At 68.3% G+C, this 13,234-nt stretch carries 14 protein-coding genes; 4 read left to right on the top strand and 10 right to left on the bottom strand.

The window, feature by feature from the left end:
* Positions 1–2: 2 nt before the first annotated feature.
* Entirely contained in the window at positions 3–653 is a 651-nt protein-coding gene (locus tag AB5I40_RS27600; RefSeq protein ID WP_370932978.1) for a hypothetical protein, read from the bottom strand.
* 132 nt (positions 654–785) lie between these two features.
* Between AB5I40_RS27600 and AB5I40_RS27595 the strand changes: the two genes are divergently transcribed.
* Positions 786–1,163, top strand: coding sequence for a nitroreductase family deazaflavin-dependent oxidoreductase (locus AB5I40_RS27595; RefSeq protein ID WP_370932976.1), 378 nt, complete (start codon positions 786–788; stop codon positions 1,161–1,163).
* A gap of 8 nt (positions 1,164–1,171) precedes the next feature.
* Positions 1,172–1,702 (top strand): GNAT family N-acetyltransferase, encoded by a 531-nt coding sequence (locus AB5I40_RS27590; protein WP_370932975.1) that lies wholly within the window; start codon positions 1,172–1,174, stop codon positions 1,700–1,702.
* 1 nt (position 1,703) lies between these two features.
* Here the strand turns inward: AB5I40_RS27590 and AB5I40_RS27585 are convergent, their stop codons facing one another.
* The 6 genes from AB5I40_RS27585 to AB5I40_RS27560 form a co-directional block, all read right to left on the bottom strand.
* Positions 1,704–1,979: a GlsB/YeaQ/YmgE family stress response membrane protein gene (locus AB5I40_RS27585; RefSeq protein ID WP_370932973.1), complete on the bottom strand. Its 276-nt coding sequence runs from the start codon at positions 1,977–1,979 to the stop codon at positions 1,704–1,706.
* 158 nt (positions 1,980–2,137) lie between these two features.
* Positions 2,138–3,982, bottom strand: a complete 1,845-nt coding sequence (locus AB5I40_RS27580; RefSeq protein ID WP_370932972.1) for an acyl-CoA dehydrogenase — start codon at positions 3,980–3,982, stop codon at positions 2,138–2,140.
* A 157-nt stretch (positions 3,983–4,139) separates the two neighbouring features.
* Complete coding sequence (locus AB5I40_RS27575; protein WP_344287626.1) at positions 4,140–4,928, bottom strand: response regulator transcription factor; 789 nt, start codon at positions 4,926–4,928, stop codon at positions 4,140–4,142.
* Between the two features lie 246 nt (positions 4,929–5,174).
* Entirely contained in the window at positions 5,175–5,753 is a 579-nt protein-coding gene (gene mug / locus AB5I40_RS27570) for a G/U mismatch-specific DNA glycosylase (protein ID WP_370932970.1), read from the bottom strand.
* A 255-nt stretch (positions 5,754–6,008) separates the two neighbouring features.
* A complete protein-coding gene (locus AB5I40_RS27565; RefSeq protein ID WP_370932969.1) occupies positions 6,009–6,650 on the bottom strand; it encodes a VanZ family protein in 642 nt (213 codons plus the stop codon).
* A 103-nt stretch (positions 6,651–6,753) separates the two neighbouring features.
* Positions 6,754–6,879 carry a hypothetical protein gene (locus AB5I40_RS27560; RefSeq protein WP_370932968.1) on the bottom strand — a complete coding sequence of 42 codons (126 nt, stop codon included), beginning with the start codon at positions 6,877–6,879 and terminating at the stop codon, positions 6,754–6,756.
* Between the two features lie 169 nt (positions 6,880–7,048).
* On the opposite strand from AB5I40_RS27560, the gene AB5I40_RS27555 reads away from it, so the two are divergent.
* Entirely contained in the window at positions 7,049–8,737 is a 1,689-nt protein-coding gene (locus AB5I40_RS27555) for a bifunctional UDP-sugar hydrolase/5'-nucleotidase (protein WP_370932967.1), read from the top strand.
* A gap of 94 nt (positions 8,738–8,831) precedes the next feature.
* Positions 8,832–9,173: an MmcQ/YjbR family DNA-binding protein gene (locus tag AB5I40_RS27550; protein ID WP_370932965.1), complete on the top strand. Its 342-nt coding sequence runs from the start codon at positions 8,832–8,834 to the stop codon at positions 9,171–9,173.
* Here AB5I40_RS27550 and AB5I40_RS27545 read toward each other — a convergent pair.
* The 3 genes from AB5I40_RS27545 to AB5I40_RS27535 are packed head-to-tail and all read right to left on the bottom strand — an operon-like array spanning position 9,163 to position 13,222.
* Positions 9,163–11,001: a VanW family protein gene (locus AB5I40_RS27545; RefSeq protein ID WP_370932964.1), complete on the bottom strand. Its 1,839-nt coding sequence runs from the start codon at positions 10,999–11,001 to the stop codon at positions 9,163–9,165. The two genes, AB5I40_RS27550 and AB5I40_RS27545, sit on opposite strands and share 11 nt — an antisense overlap.
* A gap of 24 nt (positions 11,002–11,025) precedes the next feature.
* Entirely contained in the window at positions 11,026–11,358 is a 333-nt protein-coding gene (locus AB5I40_RS27540) for a co-chaperone GroES (protein WP_116199430.1), read from the bottom strand.
* Position 11,359: 1 nt separating this feature from the next.
* Positions 11,360–13,222, bottom strand: coding sequence for a thioredoxin-like domain-containing protein (locus AB5I40_RS27535; RefSeq protein ID WP_370932962.1), 1,863 nt, complete (start codon positions 13,220–13,222; stop codon positions 11,360–11,362).
* Positions 13,223–13,234: the final 12 nt, after the last annotated feature.

The raw sequence follows: 13,234 nt of genomic DNA, 5'->3' as shown, positions 1-13,234 counted from the left end.
GTTCACTCCCCGTCGTCGATTACCTGCAACCACTCGGCATCCGGCGCCTCGCGGAAGAACACTTCGCCCGGCTCCGCGTCCAGCAGCTCCACCACGTCCGGGTACAGCTGCGCCACGTGCCCGAGTTCGAGGGTGTCAACCTCGACCTCGGTCTGCTCGTCCGGGTCGGGCACCTCGAAGCCGACGAACATCCACGTGCCGTCTTCTTCCCGGCTCACGTACCGCACGCTGCGGGCCGGAGCGTCCGCCGCGGTGCTGATCTCCATCAACCCCTGGCTGAGGTTCACCTCGTCCATCGGCGACCCGGCGTGCGGCCAAGCGGCCTCGCGGGCCTCCCGGTACGCGCGAGCCTCCTCGTCGTCGCTCGGGACGAGCGGCGAAATCAGCACCCAGGTCCCATTCCCGGCGTCCCACTCCGCACCCATCCCGGCGGGCAGCTCGGCCAGTGCCTTCAGCTGCGGCAGCTTCTCGACGACGTCGTGGAGACACATCGTGGCGAACTGTTCTTCGTCGAGCTCCGGGTCGTCGCCGAACTCCGAACCGTCGCTGACGAACCAGCCTTCCTCGTCGTCGAGAAGCACGTGATCCAGCTTTTCCGGATGCTCGATCAGGCCCCGCGCGACGAGCACCTCCGTGTGCGGTTCTTGCCTCATCCGCCAGTCCTGCGACATACCCGCTCCCCACCTCGCGTTCGGCTGCGGGCCCATCCCACCAGACCCGCTCGGCCAGGTGCACAGCGCGTCTCCGGCAGGAAATTCCACACCTATCGAATTAGGCTCGGCGGCATGGTCCTGCCCGAACGTCTCGCCCGGTTCAACCGCGTGGTCACCAACCGGGTCACGAAACCCTTCGCCGACAAGCTGCCCGGATTCGGGGTGGTCGTGCACCGCGGACGCAAGTCCGACCGCGAGTTCCGCACCCCGCTGAACATCTTCCGCACGGACGACGGATTCGTCGTCGCGCTCACCTACGGGCCCGACGCCGATTGGGTCCGCAACGTCCGTGCCGCGGGCGAGGCGGAGGTGATCACGCGCGGCCATAAATACCGCGTGCGTGATCCTGAACTCGTGCATGATGAATCGCGCCGGCCGATGCCGCCCGGGGTGCGGCAGTTCCTCGGACTGGTCGGCGTCACGGATTTCCTTGTGCTTAAACGAGAATAAGGGGCGCGATGCTCACGGGGAAGCTAGTGCGACTGCGGGCGGTCGAACCGTCGGACGCCGAATCGATCTACCGGTGGATTCACGACCCCGCGGTCGGCCAGTACATGACCGGTGATTACCCGCGTTCGCTCGCCCAGTTGCGCAAGCGGGGCGAGGACCGCCCGGTGAACACCTACGAGAATGTCGTGCTCGGCATCGAATCGATCGAGGCGGGCAAGCTGATCGGCGTCGTCGACCTGCGGGACGCGCGCCCAGAGATCGGCCGCGCCGAGCTGGACATCTACATCGGCGAGACCGACCACTGGGACGGCGGATACGGCACTGAGGCGCTGAAACTCATGTGCCGGTACGGATTCAACGTGATGCGGCTGCACCTGATCGCGCTCTGGGTGGTTGCCGAGAACGAGCGCGCGCGGCACGTCTACCGCAAGGTCGGGTTCGTGGAGGACGGCAGGCACCGCGAATGCCATCGCGGGCCTGACGGCCAGTACCACGACATGTACCTGATGAGCCTGCTCGAGCCGGAGCTCAACGACTGAGCTAGCTCTTGACCTGCCGCTTGCCCCACAGGCTCGCGGCAAGCGTCACGCCGATCGCGGCGAGCACGACCTGGGTGATGATCTCCAGCCAGTCGATGCCCTTGGTGTCCGCGTAGCCGAGCCCGCGCGCGATCGCGGTACCGACGAACGCGGCGACGATGCCCACCAGGATCGTCAGCCAGATCGGGATCGATTGCTTGCCAGGTGCGACCAGCTTGCCGAGCAGGCCGAGGATCAGGCCGATCACGACCGCGCTGATGATGCCGGAAACCGCCATGGCGAACTCCTTCTGCCGAGAGGATCGGGCCCGACCGGTTTAACCCGGAACCCGAGGCGCCAAACCCGGCTTACCGCCCGCATCGGGCCACCGCCACTGGAAGCACGAAAAATGCCCCGGTCCGGGTGCGGACCGGGGCATTTTTCCAGCCAGTGCGATCAGAACGCGGCTTCGTCGATCTCCATCAGCGCGTTGTCCGCGGCCTCCACGATGGCGCGGCGCGAGGTCAGCTCCGGCAGCACGCTCTTCGCGAAGAACGACGCCACCGCCAGCTTGCCCTCGTAGAACGGCTTGTCCTTGGCCGACGCGCCGTCGTCGAGCTTGGCCAGCGCGACCTCGGCTCCCTGCAGCAGCTTCCAGCCGACCAGCAGGTCGCCCACCGACATCAGCAGCCGCACGGTGTGCTGGCCGACCTTGTTGATGTTCTGCGGGTCTTCCTGCGACGAGGTCAGGTAGCCGATCAGCGAGCCCAGCATGGCCTGGGTGTCCTCGAGCGCCTGCTTGAGCAGCGCGCGCTCGTTCTTGAGCCGGCCGTTGCCCGCCTCGGACTCGATGAACTTGGTGATCTCGCCGGCGACGAACGCGAGCGACTGGCCCTTGTCGCGGACGATCTTCCGGAAGAAGAAGTCCAGCGACTGGATGGCCGTGGTGCCCTCGTACAGCGAGTCGATCTTCGCGTCGCGGATGTACTGCTCGATCGGGTAGTCCTGCAGGAAGCCGGAACCGCCCAGGGTCTGCAGCGACTGCACGAGCTGCTCGGTGGCGCGCTCGGAGCCGACACCCTTGACGATCGGCAGCAGCAGGTCGTTGACGCCGTGCGCCAGCTTGAGGGCGGCTTCATCGCCTTCGCCGGTCCACAGCTGGTCCTGGAAGGACGCGGTGTACAGGTAGATCGCGCGCAGGCCCTCGGCGTACGCCTTCTGCAGCATCAGCGAACGACGCACGTCGGGGTGGTGCGTGATCGTGACGCGCGGCGCGGCCTTGTTCAGCATGTTCGGCAGATCAGCGCCCTGCACGCGCTCCTTGGCGTACTCCAGCGCGTTCAGGTAACCGGTGGACAGCGTGGCGATCGCCTTGGTACCAACCATCATCCGGGCGTACTCGATGACCTGGAACATCTGCGCGATGCCGTCGTGCACCTCGCCGAGCAGCCAGCCCTTGGCCGGGGTGCCGTGCTGGCCGAAGGTCAGCTCGCACGTGGTGGACACCTTGATGCCCATCTTGTGCTCGATGTTGGTGACGTAGGCGCCGTTGCGCTCGCCGAGTTCGCCGGTCTTCGAGTCGAAGTGGAACTTCGGGACCAGGAACAGCGACAGGCCCTTGGTGCCCGGCTTGGTCTCGATGCCGGGACCCTCGGGACGGGCCAGCACCAGGTGCATGATGTTCTCGACCATGTCGTTCTCGGCCGAGGTGATGAACCGCTTCACGCCGTCGATGTGCCAGGAGCCGTCCTCCTGCTTGACCGCCTTGGTGCGGCCCGCGCCCACGTCCGAACCGGCGTCCGGCTCGGTGAGCACCATGGTCGCTCCCCAGCCGCGGTCGATCATCAGCTGAGCCCAGTGCTTCTGCTCTTCAGTGCCGTTCTTGTCCACGATCATGGCGAAGTTCGGGCCCGCCAGGTACATGAACAGCGGGGCGTTCGCGCCGAGGATCAGCTCGGCCGCGGCCCACTGCACCGTCGGAGGCAGGCCGAAGCCGCCAAGGTCGTTGGTGAGGCCGAGACGCCACCACTCGCCGTCCATGAGCGCCTTGTAGCTCTTCTTGAACGACTCGGGGATCGTCACGCTGAACGTCTTGGGGTCGTACACCGGCGGGTTGCGGTCCGCGTCGGCGTAGGACTCGGCGAGCGGGCCGGTGGCGAGCTTGTTCAGCTCGGACAAGACGCCGCGGGCGGTCTCCTCGTCCGATTCGGCGAGCACGCCCTTGCCGAGCCGTTCCTGCACGCCGAGTACCTCGAAGAGGTTGAACTCCAGGTCTCGGACGTTGCTCTTGTAGTGGCCCATGTCGTCACTCCGTGTCGTGTTCGGCTTTCCGGCCGGGCACTGGTTCCCTTACTCGCCGGTAACATCAGGATATTACCTACCAGTAACCAGAGCAAGCGAATCCGCCCTTCCAGGGGTGGCAATTCGCTCGGAATGACGGGCCGACCAGGGGTCGGCCTCACCGGGTGCTGCGCGCCACGGCCTCCTGCACCGCCGGGGGACCGGCGCTGTCGTCGAGCTGGGGGACGAGGATGCCGCTGCGGAACGCGATGGTCACCGCGTGTGTCCGGTCGCGAGCGGAAAGCTTGCGGAGAATGCTCTTCACGTGGGTCCGCACGGTTTCCACGGACAGGAAAAGCAGCTTCGCGATCCCGGAGTTCTCCAGCCCTTCGGCGACGAGCTGCAAGACCTGGTACTCGCGCCGGGAAAGCGGCATGGCGCCCTTGGGCTGCACGAGGTGCCCGTCGACCGGAGCGGCTCTTGGCGACGGTTCGCGCTTGGGCCGCGCGGTGAGCGCGGACAACGCCGGGTCGATGTAACGACGGTCGTGGTGCGCGCGCCGGACCGCCTCGGCGAGCCGCCGGGAATCGACCGCACGCGGCACGATCGCGTGCGCACCCGCGCCGATGGCCGCGGCGAGGTACTGCTGAGTGCGGTTGGTGTCGCGCACGAGGGTGACCAGCACGAGTGCCGGATCGCCCGCGTTGAGCAGCTTCGCGAGATGGCAGTTGGGGTCGAGCGCGGAGTCGAGGATCACGACGTCCGGGCGGACCTGCTCGCACAACTGCATCGCCGCGTGGTGGCTCGCCGCCTGACCGGACCAGTGCAGGCCCAGCGTGCGGTGCACCATCGCCGCGATGCCCTCGCGGAAAATCGGGATGGGGTCGACCACTGCGACTCCCAGGCTTCGACCGCCGGCTGGCTGACCGGCCGACATGGGCGTTCGGTGGGGCTCGATGCCACGCATCTCGGGCCTCCGTCCATCTCGGTCGCTCCCGGTGACTGGCACGCCCCCTCGGCGTGCCCGCCGGTCCCCCCTGCCGGAACCGGCCGGGAACGACACCTTGTCCCTGGTTCGACTCCGCCGAGAGCGGCTTGTGACGCGGTTTCCCCCTCATGGCCGTAACGGCTGGTCGCAGCAAACTCTCAGTAGAAAAGTGGCCTCGAAATGCGGGAGAACGGCGCAGCGAGGGTCCGCCCAAGTGGGTTAGCTCTACTGAGGGTTTAACTGCTCGGGTGAATCTCCGATGACCGCCCGTGCGCGCAGCCGACCGAACTCCTCCGCGAGGGCTTTCGGGGTCCAGTGGGCGTTCAAACCGCTTGGATTGGGCAGGAGCCAGACCTTGGTTGCCCCAATTGTCCGGTCCTGCGGCCCGACGGCGGCGCGGCGATCGCCGAACGCGACGCGGTAGGCGGTGATTCCGACCACTGCCAGCCAGCGCGGGCGGTACTCGCGGACCTTCTTGGCGAGGATCTCGCCGCCTTCGCGGAGTTCGTCGTCGGTCAGCTCGTCGGCGCGGGCGGTGGTTCGGGCTACGACGTTGGTGATGCCGAGGCCCAGGGCGAGGAGCTGGTCTTGTTCGCTCGGGTCCAGCTGGCGAGGGGTGAAGCCGCTGGCGTGCAGCGCTGGCCAGAAGCGGTTGCCGGGGCGGGCGAAGTGGAGGCCGAGCGCGCCGGAGTAGAGGCCGGGGTTGATGCCGCAGAACAGCACGTTCAGGTTGGGGGCCAGGACGTCCGGGATGGTGACCCCGTGCGCGGCGGCTTGTTCGGCCTTGGTGGGTTTCGCGGGCATAGGTTCAGTTTCCGGCACGCTGGGCGGCGGGGCCGAGGCGCTGGGCCGCGACAAACTCCCGGCGCGGGGTAGCCAACCCGGCGCCCGGATCGGTAGCCTGTGTGATCTCTCGCACAACGGCGTCGATGAGGAGAGCACATGCAACTATGGCTAGTGCTCGGCCTAGTAGCACTGATCATCGCCATAGCCTCGCTGATCGTGATCCTGGAAGACCGCCGCGCGGCGCGCCAAGCCGCGATCGCGAGACGAGCCCGGTTAGCGCGTCTTGGCGAGGTCGATCCGCTCGCTCCGGGCAGGCTCCACGCGGAGGGTTGAAGAGATCGGCCGGAGGGCGAGCAGCAGCGCACCGGCCAGCCAGCCGAATCCGGCCCCGACCGTGTTGGTCATGAGGTCGTCGACGTCGAAAATCCGGTAGACGAACGGCGCGGTCCCGAAGTTCGCGGTGAGCTGGGTGATCTCGACGGCCAGTGAGGCCGCGAAACCGATCGCCACCGCGCCTACCAGGCCGCGGCGCCACAGCACCCGGGCGAAGAAGCCGAGCGGGACGAACAGGAGCACGTTCATCGCGGCCTGCTGGAAGGTCTGTGTGGTGAACCAGTCCGCCGCCGAGAGGCCGTGCTTTACCAGTTCGGTGTGGATGTCCGCGATCCACTGGAACGGCTCCAGTTGCACGGTCTGCTCGAGCCGCCTGCTGTTCGGGCCGGGCAGCGGCAGGAAGACGACCGCCAGCGCCATGCACGCGTAGAACACGACCGCCGCCGTGGTCACCAGGCTGCGCAGCCGCAAACGGCCGTGGCGCGCGAACTGGAGTACGAGCTGCGGGATCAGGATCGTCGCCCATACGGCGAGGAACCCGATGAACCCGTACTGCAGGGCGGTGACCTGTGCGTTCGTCATACCCAGAACGCTATGGATCTTCCCGCGCGCGCACTTCGGTCGAAGAGCCGGACGGTCTGGACCACGGGTCGGCCAGATGGCCGAGTGCTCGCCGACCGATCGGTCAGCGCTCGCGCGAGGGCGGTTCGTCGTCCCGTTCCGCCCGCTCCGAGCGCCAGGCCGCGAAGACGGTGCCGGCGATCAGCAAAACGACCACGCCGAGCACCAGCACGACGAGCTTGAGTTCCATTTGTCCCCCTCGGCACCCAACGCACAGATCGGCGGACGGGGGGCGAACGTTACCGAAACTTTCCTCTGCTACCGACCGTTCTGCCCTGGTCAGGACCGTCCGATTTGGGCAGACTGCTTCGCCGGGCGTCCGCATCAGGGGTCAAGCGGGCGCGAACACCGGAGGAAACATGAAGCTCTTCACCCGGCTCGCGGCCACCGCCGCGGCCGCATTGGCCACCGTGGCCGTCACGAGCGCGCCCGCCGAGGCCGCACAGACCGCTGATGTCCGGATCATCGCGTTCAACGACCTGCACGGGAACCTCGAACCGCCGTCGGGGTCGAGCGGCCGGATCACGCTCCCGGACGGGTCCAAGGTGGACGCGGGCGGCGCGGCCTACCTCGCGACGCACGTCAAGCAACTCGAAGCGCAGGTGCGCAATTCGATGGTGCTGTCCTCGGGCGACAACATCGGCGCGTCGCCGGTGATCTCGGCGCTGTTCCACGACGAACCGACCATGGACTTCCTCAACGAACTCGGCGTGAAGGCGTCCGTGGTGGGCAACCACGAGTTCGACGAGGGCTACCAGGAACTGCTGCGCATGCAGTTCGGCGGCTGCAACAAGACCGACGGCTGCCAGTTCCGCAAGAGCTACGACGGCGCGCGCTTCCCGCTGCTCGGGTCCAATGTGTACTTCGACAACGGACTGCCCGCGCTGCTGCCGTTCAGCATCCAGTACTCCGGCGGCGTTCCGGTCGGGGTCATCGGGGCGACGCTCAAGGACCTCCCGTCGGTCGTGACGCCGGAAGCCATCAAGGGCCTCAAGTTCGGCGACGAGGTCGAGGCGATCAACCGCACCGCGAACATCCTCGACCGGCTCGGTGTGAAGGCCCAGGTCGTGCTGCTGCACCAGGGCGACGAGGCTTTGCCCGGCGCGGGTCCGAACGACTGCAAGGTCCAGCCGGACGGTGCTGCGGCGACCATCGCGAAGAACGTGACGCCGAAGGTCGACGCGATCTTCACCGCGCACAGCCACCAGCAGTACAACTGCGTCATCAACGACCCGGCCGGCCAGCCGCGTCCGGTGATCCAGGGCGCGTCGTTCGGGCGGCTGCTGTCGGTGGTGGACCTGAAGATCGACCGCCGCACACGCGACGTCGTCCGGTCGCAGACCAAGGCGCACAACGAGATCGTCACCCGCGACGTCACGCCGGACCCGGCCGTGACGAAGCTCGTCGACGAGGCCAAGACGAAGGCCGCGCCGATCGCGAACAAGCAGGTCGGCACCATTACCGCGGACCTGCCCGCGGCGGGCGGGCCGTCCGGCGAATCGCCGCTCGGCGACGTGATCGCCGACGCTCAGCTCGAAGGGACCAAGTCCAACAACGCCGTGATCGCGATGACGAACCCGGGCGGCATCCGCGCCGACCTGACGTACAAGTCGTCGTCGGCCGGTGAAGGCGACGGCGTCGTGACCTACGGCGAGGCGTTCACCGTGCAGCCGTTCTCGAACATCATGCAGACGATCACGCTCACCGGCGCGAACCTGAAGAACGTGCTGGAACAGCAGTGGGGCCAGCCGGGCGGCACCAAGATCCTGCAGATCTCGAAGTCGCTGCACTACACGTATTCGGCGGCCGCTCCGGTCGGTTCGCGGGTTTCGAACATCACGGTCAACGGCACGGCGGTCGACCCGGCGGCCAAGTACCGGGTGTCGGTGAACAACTTCCTCGCCGCCGGCGGAGACGGGTTCACCGAGTTCAAGAAGGGCACCGACCTGGCGGGCGGACCGGTGGACCTGGACGCGTTCATCGCCTACCTCGGCGCGCACCCGGGCATCGCTCCGCCGCCCGCGGACCGGATCACCGCGACTCCGTAACTCAGTAAGTCAGCAGCTCAGCAAGGAGCCCTCGCCCACCCAGGGCGGGGGCTCCTCTCGTTTCTCCAAGACAGCGCGGCGGAGGCGGGGCACGATGGTCGGCATGACGATGACCTGGGACGACGTGACCGCGTGGGCGCAGGAGGAGCTGGCCGAGACCGAGGTGGCGACCTGGTACCGCACGCCCGCGCTGAAGGTGGCGGGCAAGGGTTACGCGCGGCTGCGCAGCGAGGCCGAGGGCGGGCTGGTGCTGTTCGTCGGCCTCGACGAGAAGGCCGCGCTGCTCGCCTCAGGTGATCCGGCGTTCTTCACCACGCCGCACTACGACGGCCACGGCTCGATCCTCGTGGACCTCGACCGCGTCGATCCGCAGCAGCTGCGGGAACTGCTCACCGAGTCGTGGCGGTCGAAAGCCCCGGCCCGGCTCAGCAAATGACGATCGGCTGCGGCGAGTACGTCGTGCTGCGGCTTTCCTCGCGGACCTCACCGCCGCTGGCCAGGTCGTAGAACACCCGGGTGTCGCTGACCGTGAACCCGGACGCGCCCGGCGAGGCGTGACACTGGCCGTCCGGACCAGGCCCGAGCTGCACCGGCGGCGACACCTGATTCGACGGCGCGCCGCTGCGGCCTTCGACCCGGAAGTGCTTGGTACCCCAGATCTTCACTGTCACCGACCCGCCGCTGGCGCTCGCCTGGATCGCGAATCCGGTCGGATCGTTGTTGGCCAGCTTGAGGTCCACGGCGTTGCCCGAGCTGTCCACCGCCACCGCGTCGCGGCCCGCCGGGTAGCGGTTGATGAAGTGGTCGTGCGCCGCGTGGCCGCCGTCGCCGAGGCCGGCCAGGTAAGCCGCGTTGTACAAAGTGGACGAAAGCTGCGACAGGCCGCCGCCGGATACCGCCGGGCCGGTGCCGTCCTCGTCGACCGGCGCGGACGCGTAACCGCCGCCGCGATAGTCGTTGAGGCTGAACGATTCTCCCGGTTTCACGATGACGCCGTTGATGCGTCCGGCGAGCGTGGCGACGTTGTCCGCGGCCGGGCCGCTGAGCCCGCCGGTGGTGTACTCGCCGATGACCTCCTTGACGCCCAGCGCGTTCGCGCCGTCGGTGGTCAGCGTCGGGTGTTTCTGGTCGTAGGCGACCGGCAGATCGCGGCCGGACGGCTTCGCGAGCACGTCGGTGAGGGATTTGAAAGTGTTGGCCCAGTTGATCTTTCGCCCGTCTTCCGACGGCGTGACGGCCGGGACGCCGGAGTCGAGGCTGATCTGCGCGTCCTTGCTGTTGGTCTCGGTGGACACCAGGTCCGGCTGGACGGCCTTGCGCAGTTTCTCCTGATCGATCCGCAGTTCGAGACCGCCGCCTCCGTTCGGCTGGAACTGGAACGACGACGCGATCGCCGACGGCTGCAACGTGCTGTCCTTGCCCTGCCCGTGCAGTACGACCGGCGAGGCGACGGCGGGCGCGACCACGGTGTCCAGCAAGCGGTGCACGTCGGCGGAGGTGGTCTTGGCCGGCGTCACGGCCATCTTCAGCGTGACCCCGCGCGGCGAAAGCCAGTCCGCCACCACGGTTTGCACGGCGGCCGGGACGTCGGCCAGCTCCTGACCTTGCCGCGGCTCGACCGCGTACGCGGTGACGCCGTCCGATTCCTTCGGCGTGAACCCGATGCTGCCCTCGACCAGCGGATGGTTGAGCTGCTTCCCAGCGAGCTGCTGTACCGCATCGGTCACCTCGAGCTGGTCGCTGCGCGTCACGACGCCCACCTCGCGGGTGGTGAAGAACGACAGCAGCCGCGTGACCGGACTCCACGGCTGGTGCCCGGCCTGGGCGAGCGTGCCCGGCCAATCGAGGCCGAGCCCGGAATCCGCGGGCACGAGCGTCCCGGTGACGTCACCGGCGTGGATCGCCACCGGACGGGTCAGCCGGGGCTGGAGTTCGCTGTGCAGCTTGGCTTCGGCCTCGGCGTAGGACAGGTCGCCGACGTCGATGCCCGCCACCTGCACGCCGCGCGGCACGTCGCCGGCGCTGGTCATCAGGTCGATCGTGTAGAGCAGCACGAACAGCCCGAGCAGACAGCCGACGATCATGAACGTGCGGCCGACACGTTTGCGGAAACGGCGGAAGGGCGTGTCCGGCGGCGGGGGCGCGTCGGCCACCGCGAAGATCTCCGTGGCCAGATCGGATTCGCTGGCCAGCGCGGGGTCGTCCAGCAGCTCGTCGCTCAGCAGGTCGTCGGCGAAAGCCGACGAACGGTCTTCTTCACGCAACGCCTGCCTCCCCTGGTACGGGAGCTACAGGTACAGCCCCGTGCCGTGTTCGGTCCGCTCCGTGGCCACCGCGTGGATGTCGCGTTCGCGCATCACCAGGTGGCCTTCGCCCTGGATCTCGACCTCGAGCTGGTCCTCCGGATTGAAGAGCACCCGGTCGCCGTGCTTGACGTTCCGCACGCTGTTGCCGACACCCAGTACATCACCCCAAACCAGCCTGCGCGCGACTTGCGCGGTGGCGGGAATCACGATGCCGCCGCTGCTGCGACGCTCGCCTTCCTCCTGCGACAACCGCACGAGGACGCGGTCGTGCAGCATCTGGATCTCGAGCTTCGGCGTGTCCGGCACGCCGGCCATGCTACTGACCGGTTGCCGGAGCCTTGGGCTCGCCCGCCATCATCAGGCTCAGCGCCTTCCCTCCTCCGCTCTCGAAACGCACCGGGACGCCCCAGTCCTGCCGGGTGATCCGGCACGCCGGGTGCTCGCCGCCGTCGTCGCAGCTCGCGGCCTGCGCCACTACCTGCAACACACCTTCGGTCGCGCCCTCGGCGAACTTGATACGCCGCACGAGGTCAGTTCCGACCCCGGCTCCGTCGGCGAGCAGTTCCGGCGGCGACGCGGTGATCTCCAGCCGCGTCGACGGCCCGTAGCGCTCGTCGAGCTTTTCGCCGGGCGGCGGGGTGAAGACGACGGAAAACTCGACCTCGCCGGGCGTGAGCACCGTCGGCGGACGCTGTACGGCTTGGCGCTTGCCTGCGACGGCGGTCGCCTGGCCATTGCCCCCGAGCGGGGTAACCCGGTTGCCCGCCGACTCCACGACGTACAGCTCGCCGTCGTGGCGCACCAGTCCTTGCGGTTCGGCGAACCCGGTCGCGAGCGTCGTGACGTCGCGGGTGAACGGGTCATAGCGGCGGATCGCGCCGTTGTAGGTGTCGGCGATCGCGACCCGGCCGTCGGACAGCACGGCGAGCCCGAGCGGATGCTGCAGCAGCGCCTGGTCGGACGGGCCGTCCGCGTGGCCGAAGGTGAACAGGTCCGTGCCGACCGCGGTGTGCACGGCGAACGACTCGCCCGCCGGTTCGATCCAGCGCAGGGCCGAGGTTTCCGCGTCGACGAACCACAGTTTCTGCCCGTCCACGGCGAATCCGGACGGCTGGGCGAAGAACGCCTCGTGCACGTCGCCGTCGCGCAGGCCCTCGACGGTGGTGCCGGCGAACCGGCGGATGGTGCCCGAGGCCGGGTCGAACACGCTCAGCGTGTGGTTTCCGGCCATCGCGACGACGACACCGCCCGAGGGGGCCCACCACGTGACGTCCCACGGGCTGGTGAGGTCGATGTCCAGCGCTTTGCCGGTGTCGGTGCCGTCGCGCCACTGTTTCCCGGTTCCGGCAACGGTTTTCACCTCGCCGGTGTTGAGGTCCAGGCCGCGCAGGCGGTGCCCGGCGGTGTCGGCGACGATCGCGTGGTACCCGGCGCGCTCGGCGACTTCGTTGGGCAGCAAGGCGATCCCGGCCGGTTCGGCGAACTGGGCCAGGTCGAACGGCCCGTCCTGCGTCCCGCGCACGCCGCTGCCGAAGCGGCGGATGACCGTTTCGCCGTCGGAAGCGAACTCGACGATCGAGTGATGTCCGGTGTCGGCCACCAGAACCCGGCCACCAGCGGTGACGACGGCCTTGCTGGGGAACCGCAGTTCGGTGCGCTGCTCCTCGACCGGCACGTACGGGCTGCCGCCGCGCCGGAGCGTGCCCTTCGCCTCGTGCTTGGCGACGAGGTCGGCGATCACGCGGCGTAGCGCCTCGCCGTGGCCCTCACCGGCCGCGACGTGCACGACGTACCCCTCAGGGTCCACGACGACCAGCGTCGGCCACGCCCGCACGGCGTACTGCGACCACAGCTCCATCTTCGGGTCGTTGACCACGGGATGGTGCACCTCGTACCGGCGCACCGCGGCCTCGATCGACGTGCGCTCGCCCTCGCGGCTGAACTTCGGCGAGTGCACCCCCACCGTGACCAGGACATCCGCGAATTCCTGTTCCAGCGGACGCAGTTCGTCGAGAACGTGCAGGCAGTTGATGCAGCCGCTGGTCCAGAAGTCCAGCAGCACCACGCGTCCGCGCAGTTCCGCCAGAGTGAGCCGGCGTCCGCCGGTGTTGAGCCAGACGTCGCCGGTCAGCTCGGGCGCGCGTACGCGAGCTTGCCGGGCTTGCGGTGAGGAAGTCACGGGAGGAGTGAA

Origin of the sequence: Amycolatopsis sp. cg13 (assembly GCF_041346965.1) — a bacterium.
Classification (GTDB): domain Bacteria; phylum Actinomycetota; class Actinomycetes; order Mycobacteriales; family Pseudonocardiaceae; genus Amycolatopsis.
Note: the sequence above shows the minus strand (reverse complement) of the source record. Positions and strands in the feature narration are given on the sequence as shown.